The sequence below is a fragment of the uncultured Kordia sp. genome, assembly GCF_947489565.1.
GTDB lineage: Bacteria > Bacteroidota > Bacteroidia > Flavobacteriales > Flavobacteriaceae > Kordia.
In genome coordinates, this window is sequence record NZ_CANLEA010000004.1 from 284,377 (window position 1) to 296,982 (window position 12,606).

The following is a 12,606-nucleotide window of genomic DNA, read 5'->3' on the forward strand; positions in this document are numbered from 1 at the left end:
GTTAAAATTCTATGGTAAAATGTTTCATATCGTATGCGCCTATTTTTTGAAATACATGCGTAAATAACTGTTGCAATTTATTTTTAGAAGCATCTCTCAAACAGTCTGTAAAAAGCTTCACAAATTCAGTATCTGGAAACTCAGGAATTTGATGTTTTTTTCGATATTCTTCATCAAAAAAGTAACGTTCTAGTTTATCTTCAACAATATATTCTAGCTGTAAAAAAGTACTATATTGAGATAACACGTTGCGCAAAAAATAAAAATAATTATACGTAAAGAAGGTATTTTCGGAATCCATCTTAATCACTTTATTAAAATGATTCCAAATGGTATATGCTATTATTTTATGCTGTTGTGAAGGTATATTCCCAAAGGGTTGCTGCATGATACTTTTGGCTTTTGTCAGCAAGCGTTTCATGTTTTCTGTATCATTATTGATGACCAATGTTCCGGTACTTAACATGCGTGCTTCAAACTTAGAATGATGAAAAAACTGCATTTCCATCATTTTTAAACACTCACGATGATTGTACATGACAAACGAAAACATATATCCTTTATACTGCTGTATCCCTTTTTGATGCAGTTTAGAAGAATTTGCCGTTATAATACGTAAATCTATATCAGAATCTGTATTGTAACCTCCGTGTACAAAACTTCCCGATACGATGACACCAATAACAGAAACTGTCGTAAAATTGGCAGTAATGAATTCAGTAATGATTGACGATTCCATACTTAGACTTCTTTTTCATGATTGAGTGCATTCAACATTCTTTCAAGCGTTTCTTTTATTTCAGCTGAACTCACTTTGGTTTCTATTTTTTTTGTGTGCGAATGATATACGAAATAATGCACATGATCATATTTCAATTCGGCATCTCCAATCGCGATCCATCGTTGCTTTAAATTATCATAAACAAAAGTGGTATTGGGTTCTTCAAACAAACCGTCATTGTATACAGGACGATTTTCTATTCGTGTTTTTGCTATTTCTTCTGGACATACACATTCAATAATAATGACCTGATATTGATATCGTTTCGCCAGTTTTATGACTTCTAAACGGCGTCGTATGAGAGAAGCATTGGAGTCAAAAATAATTGGTTCCTTCGCTTCCATCACAAATTGCATATCAAAGTAATTTTTTTGATATACTTCAAAATTTCTTTCTGGTAAATAGGTGGAGTGTTTTAAAGCTCTTCTGGTATTTTCAAGACTAAAATAATTAAAATGAGAGAACATGGTATGAATACCACGAGCTAACGTAGACTTTCCAGTTCCGGGTAATCCGCATAATAAAAATAAAGTACTCATAAACGTTAATAAAGTCTTAAATTCAGATAGCCTACCTCAGAAAATCATTATTTTTATGTCACAATAAAATTACTAATTTATAAATTAATTACCATGAAAAAGAAGTTGAAATTAAACAAGACAATCCTGTCCAAGCTTGACCATTTGGAAACCATCAAATTAGTTGGTGGAACTTGGGATACATGTCACGATCAGTGTGAAGATGACATCACTTATCCAAACGAAGGTTGTGGAACTATCAACCGAGGATGTACAGACCACACCATTGGATGTACCAATGACAGATACTGCGGCGGAGGCGGCGGTGGAACTGGTGGCGGTGGTGCTTCTGGACAACACTATTGTTCAGGTTTCTACTGTAGTTAATTCTAATGTAAATGAAGTAAAAAAAGAGTCAAGGCAGCTGTCTTGGCTTTTTTTGTGGATTCATGTGAAATATAAATAACTCACCGTAATTTTTAGAATACTTACACTATTTTTTGCATCTATTTTAGATAAGAAATGTCTTCAAAATTTGTGAGATCAATGATACTGAGCAAATGTGTCGTTTTTACGATGTAAATATTTAAAAATAAAACACTTACAAAGTAAATTCTGATCCGAAAAAAATCAAAAAAGGATATTCTCTGAATCTCTATAATTCAGGGAATACCCTTAGTTTTTTTATGCTTAAAGAATTACAATTATTGTTTTACCAATGCTGGCGGAACATAGGTTTGTGTATTCCAAATATCTGGCCCTGGTACGTAGATTCTTAAGATTAGATAAAAATCGCCATCTTCTGGACTTTGCAACCAATACACGCCATCTTCTCCATTTCCTGAAGGTTCATCTCTTTGTAAATAGATCGTCATTCCACCATTTTTATCTCTCGATTGATACTGCGGATCGTAACTGTTGATGGTATATGATGTAGAATCTTGTACTAAATTGAAATCGCTCGATTCATACATTGTAATTGACCAAAATCCATTATAATTGTCATCATACGAAGGAAAGGTCGTTTCATCTTTAAAATACATTTCATAATTAGACGTCGAATTTAAATTTTCTCCATTATTATCTAATGCGGTATTGATATAAACAGCTTCATCAGGATAATGCGATATAATTCCTCCCAAAGCTTGTATTGCTGCTCTGGTTATAAAATCGCCATTTTGCCCAGATTGTCCCATATCTCTTGGTGGATACGACCAATAGTTCAACGCAGCAGTTGTGGCTACTTGACCCATTTCTCTTAAAAGCGATAAACCTTCTTCTGCTGCCAAATCCAATCCTTTTACAGTATCATCAGATTGTGCAGATAAAAGTTGATTCGGACCAACACCAACCGTTGCAAATAAACTTAGTAATTGTGATTGATCAACACCTGGCAATACACCTGGCGGATTGATATTCATTGCTCTATTCATAGCTTCCCAAGTACCTTCCGTTTCTTCTGTTGGATTTATTGGAATGTCTGGTTCTGGTTCTGCCGTTGGAATAAAAGGTTCCCCACTTACCCAATTGGACAGCGGTGTAATTATATATTGTTCCTGAATGGCTATGGCTTCGTTTATGTCTTCTTGCGAAGTGGAATCATTCACTCCAGTTCTTCCCATTAATAAAATTTCTGGTGTACGCGATCTTGGTAAAATATCCATGACATCATCTGGAACTTCTCCATTCCATTCAGGACCGCCAATCAAATAATTTGCAGCTTTTGTTCCCGTAGCATACGATCCTACATAGGCAAAATTATCAGCGTCAATGCAAGCCATTTGTATACAATAATAACGATTGTCTACTTCTGGAACAGATAAAATCATAGGTTCATCAGTTACATCTAACCAAGCGGTTGCATACAAGGTATCACAATTTGGCGATCCGCCCGTAGCATTTTCGGGTGTTGCCAATTCTTGACTTTTAAAAAACGAATTTACAGGAGCCCAAGGAAGACTCGTCCCTGTTGCTTCTGTATAGGCTTTTCCTCCTTCGGTAGACCACAACCATTTTAACCACGAGAGATACACCCATGGAAAGCCATAAATATAGGCCTGCACTCCTAAAGAGTATGCATACGCCTGATCCCAATCGTTTCCTGTTGAATTTGTACTATTCTGCTGTTTGTTTGCGTTCGTTGTTTTCATAATTTCTTTGTTTACTACAAAGATTGATGGATTTGCATGCAGAATGAGTGCGTATTTATACGTTTTATGAAAACCAGAAATACGTGTTTTTGCATTGAAGAAATCCAAGAACACGTATCCTATACTAATATTAGTGCTTTAATTTACCAATCGTTGCATTTGTCATTACAAAGAGAAAAACAACTATCATTGATTGTTGGAATGTCTATAGTAGGAATATCGATACTTGGGCAAAAATCTACAGACCATTGACACGATTCATCCCAAGATTTACCACATAAGTTAATTCTTGAAGGTATATCATCTCCTACTGGATTTGCATTCGCATTATTTCCTTGATGCACTGCTCCACCAGATACATAGTGACGATTTAATTTTGAGATTGATTTTTTGTTAAGTGCTAGTGATTTTAAACTCTTTTTTTTCATGGTGTTAGGTTTATTAGATTATATATTTTGCGCAAATATAATATCCAAAAAACATTTAAAAAAAACGTAACTTCCCCAAAATCAACAGGATAAATCCCCTTTTTTAAAAATTGTCCCCCTTAGGTAACATCCTGAAAATCATTCATATTTAATAAATAATCCATGTTGCATTTGCAATGTTAACAAGCGAAGAATGTCATTAAAATAGCTATCATTAAAGGTATTTATGTTTTCAGTATACGCGGCATCAATAAATCCTTGATTGTTTGAAGTAAGTGTAGCGGTTGCAAAACAACCTACAAATGCACTTGTTTTTTCGGTTCTAAAGGTTTTACCATCTAGTGTATAACCATCTGTTACATTTGAGATTCCTAATTTTTGTATAAATCCGTTAATCGCTTTGCAATATTTCTCTGCGCGTTTGTCTCCAAACCACACATAATCTTTAGCAATCCGCCACGGTGTTCTGGCAGCATCGTAGTAATAGTTTTTTCCGCCGTATTTTGCCCAACTCACACGCTCGGCTGGCGTTGTACCATCGGCTTTACACCAATCTGGAACTAAACCTGTTTCGGCATTCCAACTTTTAAATAAAATCTCGTAGCATTTGTCACTTACTTTGTTCCAAAATTCATCGTTGGTTACTTTTCCAAATACTTTAAAATACGCAGGTGCAAAGTAGGAAGGATTTGTGGTCATGCTTCCGCCCCAAGCATCTCCGGCTTTCAATACAAAAGTTTCTGGCTCTACCATATGCTTTTTGATTAATGCTATGATTTTTTTGGCTTCCGCCAGATAAAATTCGTCTCCAATCAGCTTGTGTGCAAGTAATAATCCGTAGGCAACATCGACATCTGCATCGGTTGCAGCATTTTCTCCTGCCATTTTTCCATCGGGTCCAATTTTCCAATTCATCAAACCATTGGCATCTAAATGTGCATTATAGTATTTGTAGAAAGCATCAAAAGTTGCTTTATCCTTCATCATTGCAGAAGCTAACAATCCGTACCCAATTCCTTCACTCACAGTATGCGACATATCGTCAAATAAAATACGTTTGGCGCCTTCTGGACAGCCATCCGAAGTCACATATTTCTTTTTCCAAACAGCATACGTATCTGCGACACGTTGTGCTTCTAAATTGCTTGGAAGTTTTCCATATTCATAGGAATTTTGAGCGTTTATAGTACAGCTTATAAAAAGTAAAAAACTAGCGAGTAAGGTTGATATCATTGTTTTCATACTCCTAAAATAAGATAAAAATTGGTACAGAATCATTTTTGTTAAAATAGGATCATGAATGTACAATTTTGAATCAACTATCATATCAATTTTAATGGTTCTGATTTATTTTTGACGAAAACTGTAACAGAATTTATTTTTCATGTTCTTTAAGAAAAATCATCCTATGAAATTATATTTCTTCTACTGCGCTTTCTTCATTTTAATGCTAGGTTTTGGACAAACCAAACAGGAATACCTTCAAAAAAATTGTTATGATTTGCATAATGAAACACTTCAATTTCCTCAAAAAGGATTTAAAATTCTAGGATTTGGAGCCTATCACGGAAGTGTAAAAACAGAAACTACTGAATTGAATCTTTTACAATCGCTCCAAAGAACACAAACAATTTCCTATTATTTGCCTGAAACTGATTTTAGTATCGCGCATTATTTTGATCAGTTTTTACAGACGGGCGATACGATTTTACTGAAAGATTTAATCATTCATTATGGTGCAATAGTTCCGCAAGAACGCAGCATTCCCGTATACGAGAAGTGGAAAAAATTGAAAAGAATCAATGATCAATTGCCCAAAAACAAAAAAATGAAAGTTGTTGGTATTGATTTGTTGGCAACGTATAAGTATACTTCAAAACATTTGATCGATTTGTTAGATACTCCACAAATTCAATCCAAAGCATTGAAGGAATTACAACAAATGGTTCAACTGGATACCACCGATTATTCTCCTCGATACGACAGTTATGCCAAAGGTGTTTTGAAGCGTTTTGTAGCCGATGCTGAAGCGAATTCTGAAACCTACAAAAAAGCAATTACAGATGAAGCGAGTTGGAATCATATCATAAAAAATATTAAGATCACTTTTACCGATTTTAGTCGTTTGCGTGAGCCTACGATTTATCAAAATTATTTGGATTTGAGTGAACGTTACGATTTTAAAAATAAGACACAATTTTTACGCATTGGCTTTTCGCATTTGGAGAAATCAAGAGAAGGAAAAAAAGGATATCCTTACTTTTTCACACGTCTGATTGAAAACAAAATTTACAAGAAAGAAGATGTTATTGCTGTGATTGGGTATTTAACAAATAGCGAAGTACTTTGGGACGAATTGTATGACGAACAAGGAAAATACAAAGGTTTTACTACCGAAGCAGGTTTTGGTATTGGCGATTATGAAAAGGAATATTTTAGAGGAATTGATAATTTAAAAAATACGAAAATTTCTGACCAAACACTGTTTCGATTGAACGCAAAAAACACACCATATTCAGACAATATGCCAGATTTGATTGATGTAATTATGACAGATTCAAAATCGAATAGTGAAGCCGTTAAAGGAATGTCTACTACTGATTTTGTCGATTATGCTATTTTGATTTCTGACTCTAAAGCCAGCAAACCTATTTTTGAATTGAAAGATTAAGCTTTTAAATCAATTTCTTTGATATTTTTGATGCGATTGCGTTCTAAGAAAGCGTCAATCGTTTCAAAATGTTCAATGACACGTTTGTCTTTAAATTCGAATACTTTTTGAGACAATCCTTGTAAAAAGTCACGATCGTGCGAAACTAAAATCAAGGTTCCGTCAAACGCTTTGAGCGCATCTTTTAACACGTCTTTGGAACGCAAGTCTAAATGATTTGTAGGCTCATCCAGAATTAGCAAGTTTACAGGTTCTAACAAGAGTTTCACCATGGCCAAACGTGTTTTTTCTCCACCAGAAAGTACGCTTACTTTTTTGTCAATATCATCTCCTTTGAACATGAATTGTCCTAAGATATTTTTGATTTGTGTACGAATGTCTCCTTTGGCAACCTCATCTACGGTTTGAAAAATTGTCAGATTCGGATCTAATAAAGACGCCTGATTTTGCGCAAAATATCCAACTTTTACATTGTGTCCTAAAGCGCAGTTTCCTTCATGCTCAATTTCTCCTAAAATCGATTTGATCATGGTTGATTTTCCTTCTCCATTTCGTCCCACAAACGATACTTTTTCGCCACGAGCAATGGAGAAACTAGCATCTTTAAATACAATATGATCGTCATAACGTTTCGATAATTCTTCTACAATGACTGGATAATCTCCTGAACGTGGCGCTGGCGGAAATTTTAGTTTTAGTGCAGAATTGTCTACTTCGTCAATTTCAATGATTTGCAACTTTTCCAGCATACGCACACGTGACGCTACTTGATTTGTTTTGGAATAGGTTCCTTTGAAACGTTCAATAAATGCTTGATTGTCTGCGATAAATTTTTGCTGTTCTTGATACGCTTTTATTTGATGCGATCTACGATCGGCACGTAATTCTAAATAATGTGAATAGTTGGCTTTGTAATCGTAAATACGTCCCATCGTCACTTCTATCGTACGATTTGTAATATTGTCAATAAACGCTCTATCATGCGAAATTACCATCACGGCATTGGCTTTATTGACCAAGAAATCTTCCAGCCAAATCACAGATTCAATATCAATATGATTCGTTGGCTCATCGAGCAAAATTAAATCTGGTTTTTGTAATAAAATCTTTGCCAGTTCAATTCGCATACGCCAACCACCACTAAATTCGCTTGTTAAACGTTGAAAATCATCTTGTTTAAACCCAAGTCCTTTCAAGGCTTTTTCTACTTCTGCATCATAGTTTATTTCTTCCAAAGCATAATAACGTTCGCCTAATTCAGAAACTTCTTCAATGATTTTCATGTAGGCTTCACTTTCGTAATCGGTACGCGTTTCCAACTGTTTGTTGAGTTCGTCCATACGATCGCGCATCTTAAAAATATGCTGAAATGCTTTCGAAGCTTCTTCAAAAACAGTACAATTATCTTCTGTCAATAAATGCTGTGGCAAATACGCAATTACGGTATCTTTTGGGCAACTTACTTTTCCTCGTGTTGCATTCTGTACACCCGCAATAATCTTCATCATGGTCGATTTTCCCGCACCATTTTTTCCCATCAAGGCGATTTTATCATTTTCATTAATGACAAAATTTACATCACTAAACAAAGTCGTTCCGCTAAATTCTACGGCAATAGTATCAACAGTAATCATGTTTTATTTTTTGAGATTGCGAAATTAAGAAAAAGCAGATAGCAATGCACATAACTTTTAGCTTTTTAAAATATTTAATCTAGCATATTTCTTTATTTTTATGATTTTACACAGATATACTTCAACATGGAAGCATTACAACAACAATTATCGTTTTTAGAATCTGAACTCATTTCGGAAATCAGTGCGATTGCAACCATTCAAAAGTTTCCAAAAGGAACTCAAATTTTGAGAGAAGCGCAATATGTAAAAGTATTGCCTGTTGTACTAAAAGGTACTGTAAAAGTGTTTTCTCGTTTTGATGATAAAGAGCTCCTACTCTATTATATTCAGCCTGTACAAAGCTGCGTGATGTCTTTTTCTTCTTGTTTGAATCAGCAACCAAGTAGAGTATTTGCTATTACCGAAGAAGATTCTGAAATACTATTGATTCCTGTTCAGAAGATTGCCGTATGGTTACAATCGTATCCAAAATTTAATACGCTGTTTTATCAACAATACGATTTGCGCTATGTAGAGTTATTAGATACAATTCAACATATATTGATCCATAAAATGGACAAGCGACTCTATGATTATTTAGTCCAAAAAACAAATGTTACCCAACAGGAATACGTAACGGTAACGCATGGAGAAATTGCGCTCGAATTAGGCACTGCAAGAGAAGTTATTAGCAGAGTTTTAAAAAAGCTTGAAATCGAGGAAAAGATTGTACAAACACCAAAAGGTATAAAAATTTGTTCGGTGTGACCTGGGTCACTGCATAGTTTTTTATAAGTATTGATCTTTGTGATATATCATTCTAAATATTTTAAAGATGAAAAAAAATATGGCAAATGCAGATCGCATTATTAGAGTTTTAATCACAATTACTGTCGCTATACTTTACTTCACAAACGTTATTTCAGGAACTTTGGGAATTACTTTAATCGCTATTGCTGCGGTATTATTGCTCACAAGTTTTATCAATTTTTGCCCATTGTATAGTATTTTCGGAATTAGCACGCGAAAAGAATCTTAGCACTGTAATGTTTTATGTAAGTTACAGGCAATCCAAAAATGGTTGCCTGTTTTTTTTATTCTAAATACATTTACTTGCATTTTTAAAAATTATAAATATATTTGTATACTAAATATAAAGAATATATAGTTTGAGTTATCCATTATCATTTTCGAAAGCAGTATTAGTTGTCATTTTTATTTCTGATAAAATTCGACAAGGTCAATATGAGTTTCTTTCTACAAAGTCTATTTCGGAAATATTGAATATTCCCAGACCTACTTTGGTTAAAATTTTACAAGGCCTTTCCATGCATGGAATTATTGAAACTAAAGAAGGAAAACAAGGTGGCATTCGATTGTTAAAAAAACCGTCACAGATTACGATTTTGGATATTTTAAATGCATTGGAAACCGGTAAACCATTGTTTCAAACTACATTCAACATTTTAGCAGAAGGGAAAAGACCCGATAATGCGCAAAAGTCTATTTCTAAATTATTAACGGATGCTGAACAACAAATGAAAGCTGTTTTGCATCAAAAAACAATTGAGGAAATATTGATCGAGATGAACGATTGATATTTTTTATTTTTAACTATATATAATAAATATATAGTATAACTATTTAAAATTAGAAAAATGAAAAAAATTATCACAGTTATGTTTATTGTATGTTTCAGTTTGTATGCTACTGCGCAAGACAATACATTGAAAGGAAAAAACGAAGCCACAAAGTATAGTGTAGAAATAGATCCTGCTACCTTTGCTTTTAATAGTTATAGTTTTCACTTAAGAATTCAACCCAAAGGCTGCGATCACTTATTAGCTGGTTTTGGAACCTACGCTTTGGATATGCCAGATTTACTTGTAGATTTTAATTCAAAGAATAAAAATAAAGGTTGGAATGTTCGTATCAATCAAGGATACAGCATTTTTGGGGAACATCATTTTACAGAAGTGAATCGAAAATGGTTTGTAGGAACACAAATTGGAATTCAAGAGTTTACACTTGAAAATGATACGGTTGCTGGAAACGAAAAATTCACAAATTTGTTAGCCATGAGTTACGTAGGTTATACCTTAAAACCTTTTAAAAATAACCTATATATAAAACCTTGGGCAGGAATTGGCTATACTACAAAGTTGTCTGGTAATAATACCTTGGGAATTTCCGAATATGATATTGCTCCTATTACTATGTTTGTTACAGTACATGTTGGCTATACTTTTTAACTTTAAAATTTAGGAGATTATGAGCAACTCAAAAGTTAAAAGAATAGTAGACAATGTTTTTCATTATTCCATTGCTATGATACTAATAAGCAGTGGATTATTAAAAATAGCACATGTAGATTTTTATCAAAATATTTTACTCGAATTGCATCCTGTGTACCATGAAAACATGTTGTTACTTGGTGTTATAGCAGTAGTTTCAGGCTTGTTACTTTGTTTTAAGAAAACCTATATCTATGGTTTTATAATGAGTTTGGTGTTTTTTGGCGGAACTATTGCTGCACATATGCAACATAAAGACATATACATTCCTCAAATTGTATTTGTATTGGTGCTTGTGTATGTTACATATCGTAAAAATTCAGTTTGGTTTCAGCAAAATATACATTAAAAAAGATACAACAATACCAGTGTACATCGCTTATATTGGTATTGTTTTTACTTTAGAATTTTGAAAATAGGATTGTGTAATCCGCAAAATTTAAGCCCACATTTAGCAAGTGTATAAGTATTTTTCTTACCTTTAATATTGTAGTTTCTTCTTTATGCTGGAATTACTTTTAAGTGTTTAAAAAGATAAATAGCATGTATAGTTATCAAAAAAGTACGGCAGTAAAGCGTAATGAGTCTTTTGCTCCAAAGAGAACTTCCTCGTTGCAATTGATAGATAATCGTCCTGAAAGTACTATCCAGCGAAAGCTTAAAAATACAACAAGTAAAGTCATTCAACTAGGGATAAACAAAGACCACAAAAAGAAGAAGAAAAAGAAAAGTCCTTATGATAGACCTTCATTTACAACAGACTCCAAAAAGAGTGCAATCCTATATCATAATACGTTTGGAAAACATAACTTTAAAATTAATTTAAGCAAACCAAATTTAACAGGAGTAAATGCTGCGCAACCACATCGCTTGGCATGGAAAGATATTGCACTCCTGACAAAGAAACATCATGAAGGTGGTGATTCTAGTGGTTTTCATAGAATGACAAAATCATTTCTAAGAGCTGGAACTAGAAGAGTTTCAAGAATAGAAAAACGATTAAATAGATATAAAAATGCTGGTTATTCAAAAAAACTCATTGATTCTACTAAAAAATTATTAACACGTGCCACAAATTCGCATAACAATTTTGTGACTGCATTAAATAATTACTTAGGAAATGGCTCACAAAGTAATATGGTTGCTTTTTTAAAACAAGCCAATAGCTTTCATGCCAATGTTCCTGATTACGGTCCTCATTTTGGTGTAAATCAGCCTGTAAGTGCCGCAGTTCATTTAAATTTCAGAAGAAGTAGAACTAGAAAAAAAACCTCTAGTGGAAGACGTGGCCGCTCTCCTAGCCCAATGAGTCGTGCTATTTTAGAAAATTTAAGTAAAAAAGATGTTTCAGCTGGTATTGCAGTAAATAAAAAAGGAAGAATAATTAGTACTTCTGGAAAACTCATTCCTCTTTCTTCTTTAAGTGATAAAGTAAAAGCCCATATAGCAAAATTTAATACGAAGCAAATCAACAGCTTTGATCCTAAAGCTCCTTTTGGCTCTAAGTATGTGAAAAAATAATTTATGCCAACATCTACTTCATTCATTCATGAAATATATCACGGTGATTCCCTCTCTTATACTAAGGAAGAGATTCGTTTTATTGAAAGTAAATATGAAAAAGTTACTTTTTGTAAAGGTGATATTGTATTGCATGCCAATGAAAAAGTAGATCATCAATACTTTGTGTCTACAGGTTGTTTGCGTACGTATTTGATTTCAAAATCAGGAAAAGAACATACGGTTCAATTTGCTATTAAAGGTTGGTGGATTAGTGATTATATTGGTTTTTTTTCCGAGACTAATGCCACACTGTTTATTGAATGTATTGAAGATGCTACGCTGTATAAAGTTTCTAGAGATGATGTGGAAGACATTTTTAATAAAGTCCCAAAAACGGAACGATTTATTCGCAAAAAACTACAGCGTTCCTTTGTGAGTTTCCAAAAGCGAATTCTTGCCAATTTATCACAAACTGCCAAAGAACGCTATATTAATTTTACAAACGATTATCCCAATATTGAACAATTCGTAAAAAACTATCATATTGCTTCTTATTTAGGCATTACTACCGAAAGTTTGAGTCGTATTCGTAAAGAAATCGCGCAAGAGCGTTCTTAACATACATCAATTTTTTTCTACTTACTT

Annotated in this window: 15 protein-coding genes; 9 read left to right on the forward strand and 6 right to left on the reverse strand. The window is 33.6% G+C overall.

The genetic code is table 11. The annotated features are described in order from the left end of the window. Window position 1 precedes the first annotated feature (1 nt). A complete protein-coding gene (locus Q0845_RS07260; RefSeq protein WP_298511230.1) occupies window positions 2-739 on the reverse strand; it encodes a nucleotidyltransferase domain-containing protein in 738 nt (245 codons plus the stop codon). 2 nt (window positions 740-741) lie between these two features. Next, window positions 742-1,320 (reverse strand): ATP-binding protein, encoded by a 579-nt coding sequence (locus tag Q0845_RS07265; RefSeq protein WP_298511232.1) that lies wholly within the window; start codon window positions 1,318-1,320, stop codon window positions 742-744. 93 nt (window positions 1,321-1,413) lie between these two features. Here Q0845_RS07265 and Q0845_RS07270 point away from each other — a divergent pair, with 93 nt between their 5' ends. After that, window positions 1,414-1,686: a hypothetical protein gene (locus Q0845_RS07270; protein WP_298511234.1), complete on the forward strand. Its 273-nt coding sequence runs from the start codon at window positions 1,414-1,416 to the stop codon at window positions 1,684-1,686. A 317-nt stretch (window positions 1,687-2,003) separates the two neighbouring features. On the opposite strand, the gene Q0845_RS07275 is transcribed toward Q0845_RS07270, so the two are convergent. From Q0845_RS07275 to Q0845_RS07285, 3 genes are all read right to left on the reverse strand, one after another. Beyond that, window positions 2,004-3,449 carry a DUF1254 domain-containing protein gene (locus Q0845_RS07275; protein WP_298511236.1) on the reverse strand — a complete coding sequence of 482 codons (1,446 nt, stop codon included), beginning with the start codon at window positions 3,447-3,449 and terminating at the stop codon, window positions 2,004-2,006. 143 nt (window positions 3,450-3,592) lie between these two features. Then, on the reverse strand, window positions 3,593-3,877 hold the full coding sequence (locus Q0845_RS07280; protein WP_298511238.1) for a hypothetical protein: 285 nt from the start codon (window positions 3,875-3,877) through the stop codon (window positions 3,593-3,595). 138 nt (window positions 3,878-4,015) lie between these two features. Then, window positions 4,016-5,110 (reverse strand): glycosyl hydrolase family 8, encoded by a 1,095-nt coding sequence (locus Q0845_RS07285; protein WP_298511241.1) that lies wholly within the window; start codon window positions 5,108-5,110, stop codon window positions 4,016-4,018. Between the two features lie 175 nt (window positions 5,111-5,285). Here Q0845_RS07285 and Q0845_RS07290 point away from each other — a divergent pair, with 175 nt between their 5' ends. Then, window positions 5,286-6,548 carry a hypothetical protein gene (locus tag Q0845_RS07290; RefSeq protein WP_298511243.1) on the forward strand — a complete coding sequence of 421 codons (1,263 nt, stop codon included), beginning with the start codon at window positions 5,286-5,288 and terminating at the stop codon, window positions 6,546-6,548. Here Q0845_RS07290 and Q0845_RS07295 read toward each other — a convergent pair. Next, window positions 6,545-8,182 (reverse strand): ABC-F family ATP-binding cassette domain-containing protein, encoded by a 1,638-nt coding sequence (locus tag Q0845_RS07295; RefSeq protein ID WP_298511245.1) that lies wholly within the window; start codon window positions 8,180-8,182, stop codon window positions 6,545-6,547. The genes Q0845_RS07290 and Q0845_RS07295 overlap by 4 nt on opposite strands. Window positions 8,183-8,308: 126 nt before the next feature. Between Q0845_RS07295 and Q0845_RS07300 the strand changes: the two genes are divergently transcribed. The 7 genes from Q0845_RS07300 (at window position 8,309) to Q0845_RS07330 (ending at window position 12,579) form a co-directional block, all read left to right on the forward strand. After that, window positions 8,309-8,932, forward strand: coding sequence for a Crp/Fnr family transcriptional regulator (locus tag Q0845_RS07300; RefSeq protein ID WP_298511247.1), 624 nt, complete (start codon window positions 8,309-8,311; stop codon window positions 8,930-8,932). Window positions 8,933-8,999: 67 nt separating this feature from the next. Further along, window positions 9,000-9,203, forward strand: a complete 204-nt coding sequence (locus Q0845_RS07305; RefSeq protein WP_298511249.1) for a DUF2892 domain-containing protein — start codon at window positions 9,000-9,002, stop codon at window positions 9,201-9,203. 130 nt (window positions 9,204-9,333) lie between these two features. Continuing rightward, a complete protein-coding gene (locus Q0845_RS07310) occupies window positions 9,334-9,762 on the forward strand; it encodes an Rrf2 family transcriptional regulator (RefSeq protein WP_298511251.1) in 429 nt (142 codons plus the stop codon). A gap of 60 nt (window positions 9,763-9,822) precedes the next feature. After that, the gene (locus Q0845_RS07315) at window positions 9,823-10,416 is read left to right on the forward strand and encodes a hypothetical protein (protein WP_298511253.1); all 594 of its coding nucleotides are present in this window, start codon (window positions 9,823-9,825) and stop codon (window positions 10,414-10,416) included. Window positions 10,417-10,435: 19 nt separating this feature from the next. After that, window positions 10,436-10,807 carry a hypothetical protein gene (locus Q0845_RS07320; RefSeq protein ID WP_298511255.1) on the forward strand — a complete coding sequence of 124 codons (372 nt, stop codon included), beginning with the start codon at window positions 10,436-10,438 and terminating at the stop codon, window positions 10,805-10,807. A gap of 194 nt (window positions 10,808-11,001) precedes the next feature. Beyond that, window positions 11,002-11,979, forward strand: coding sequence for a hypothetical protein (locus Q0845_RS07325; protein WP_298511257.1), 978 nt, complete (start codon window positions 11,002-11,004; stop codon window positions 11,977-11,979). 3 nt (window positions 11,980-11,982) lie between these two features. Then, window positions 11,983-12,579 (forward strand): Crp/Fnr family transcriptional regulator, encoded by a 597-nt coding sequence (locus Q0845_RS07330; protein ID WP_298511259.1) that lies wholly within the window; start codon window positions 11,983-11,985, stop codon window positions 12,577-12,579. Window positions 12,580-12,606: the final 27 nt, after the last annotated feature.

Bases quoted from the DNA above. Each gene is read 5' to 3' on its own strand.
- Q0845_RS07260 (WP_298511230.1), bottom strand. From the start codon at position 739: ATGGAATCGTCAATCATTACTGAATTCATTACTGCCAATTTTACGACA.
- Q0845_RS07265 (WP_298511232.1), bottom strand. From the start codon at position 1,320: ATGAGTACTTTATTTTTATTATGCGGATTACCCGGAACTGGAAAGTCT.
- Q0845_RS07270 (WP_298511234.1), top strand. From the start codon at position 1,414: ATGAAAAAGAAGTTGAAATTAAACAAGACAATCCTGTCCAAGCTTGAC.
- Q0845_RS07275 (WP_298511236.1), bottom strand. From the start codon at position 3,449: ATGAAAACAACGAACGCAAACAAACAGCAGAATAGTACAAATTCAACA.
- Q0845_RS07280 (WP_298511238.1), bottom strand. From the start codon at position 3,877: ATGAAAAAAAAGAGTTTAAAATCACTAGCACTTAACAAAAAATCAATC.
- Q0845_RS07285 (WP_298511241.1), bottom strand. From the start codon at position 5,110: ATGATATCAACCTTACTCGCTAGTTTTTTACTTTTTATAAGCTGTACT.
- Q0845_RS07290 (WP_298511243.1), top strand. From the start codon at position 5,286: ATGAAATTATATTTCTTCTACTGCGCTTTCTTCATTTTAATGCTAGGT.
- Q0845_RS07295 (WP_298511245.1), bottom strand. From the start codon at position 8,182: ATGATTACTGTTGATACTATTGCCGTAGAATTTAGCGGAACGACTTTG.
- Q0845_RS07300 (WP_298511247.1), top strand. From the start codon at position 8,309: ATGGAAGCATTACAACAACAATTATCGTTTTTAGAATCTGAACTCATT.
- Q0845_RS07305 (WP_298511249.1), top strand. From the start codon at position 9,000: ATGAAAAAAAATATGGCAAATGCAGATCGCATTATTAGAGTTTTAATC.
- Q0845_RS07315 (WP_298511253.1), top strand. From the start codon at position 9,823: ATGAAAAAAATTATCACAGTTATGTTTATTGTATGTTTCAGTTTGTAT.
- Q0845_RS07320 (WP_298511255.1), top strand. From the start codon at position 10,436: ATGAGCAACTCAAAAGTTAAAAGAATAGTAGACAATGTTTTTCATTAT.
- Q0845_RS07325 (WP_298511257.1), top strand. From the start codon at position 11,002: ATGTATAGTTATCAAAAAAGTACGGCAGTAAAGCGTAATGAGTCTTTT.
- Q0845_RS07330 (WP_298511259.1), top strand. From the start codon at position 11,983: ATGCCAACATCTACTTCATTCATTCATGAAATATATCACGGTGATTCC.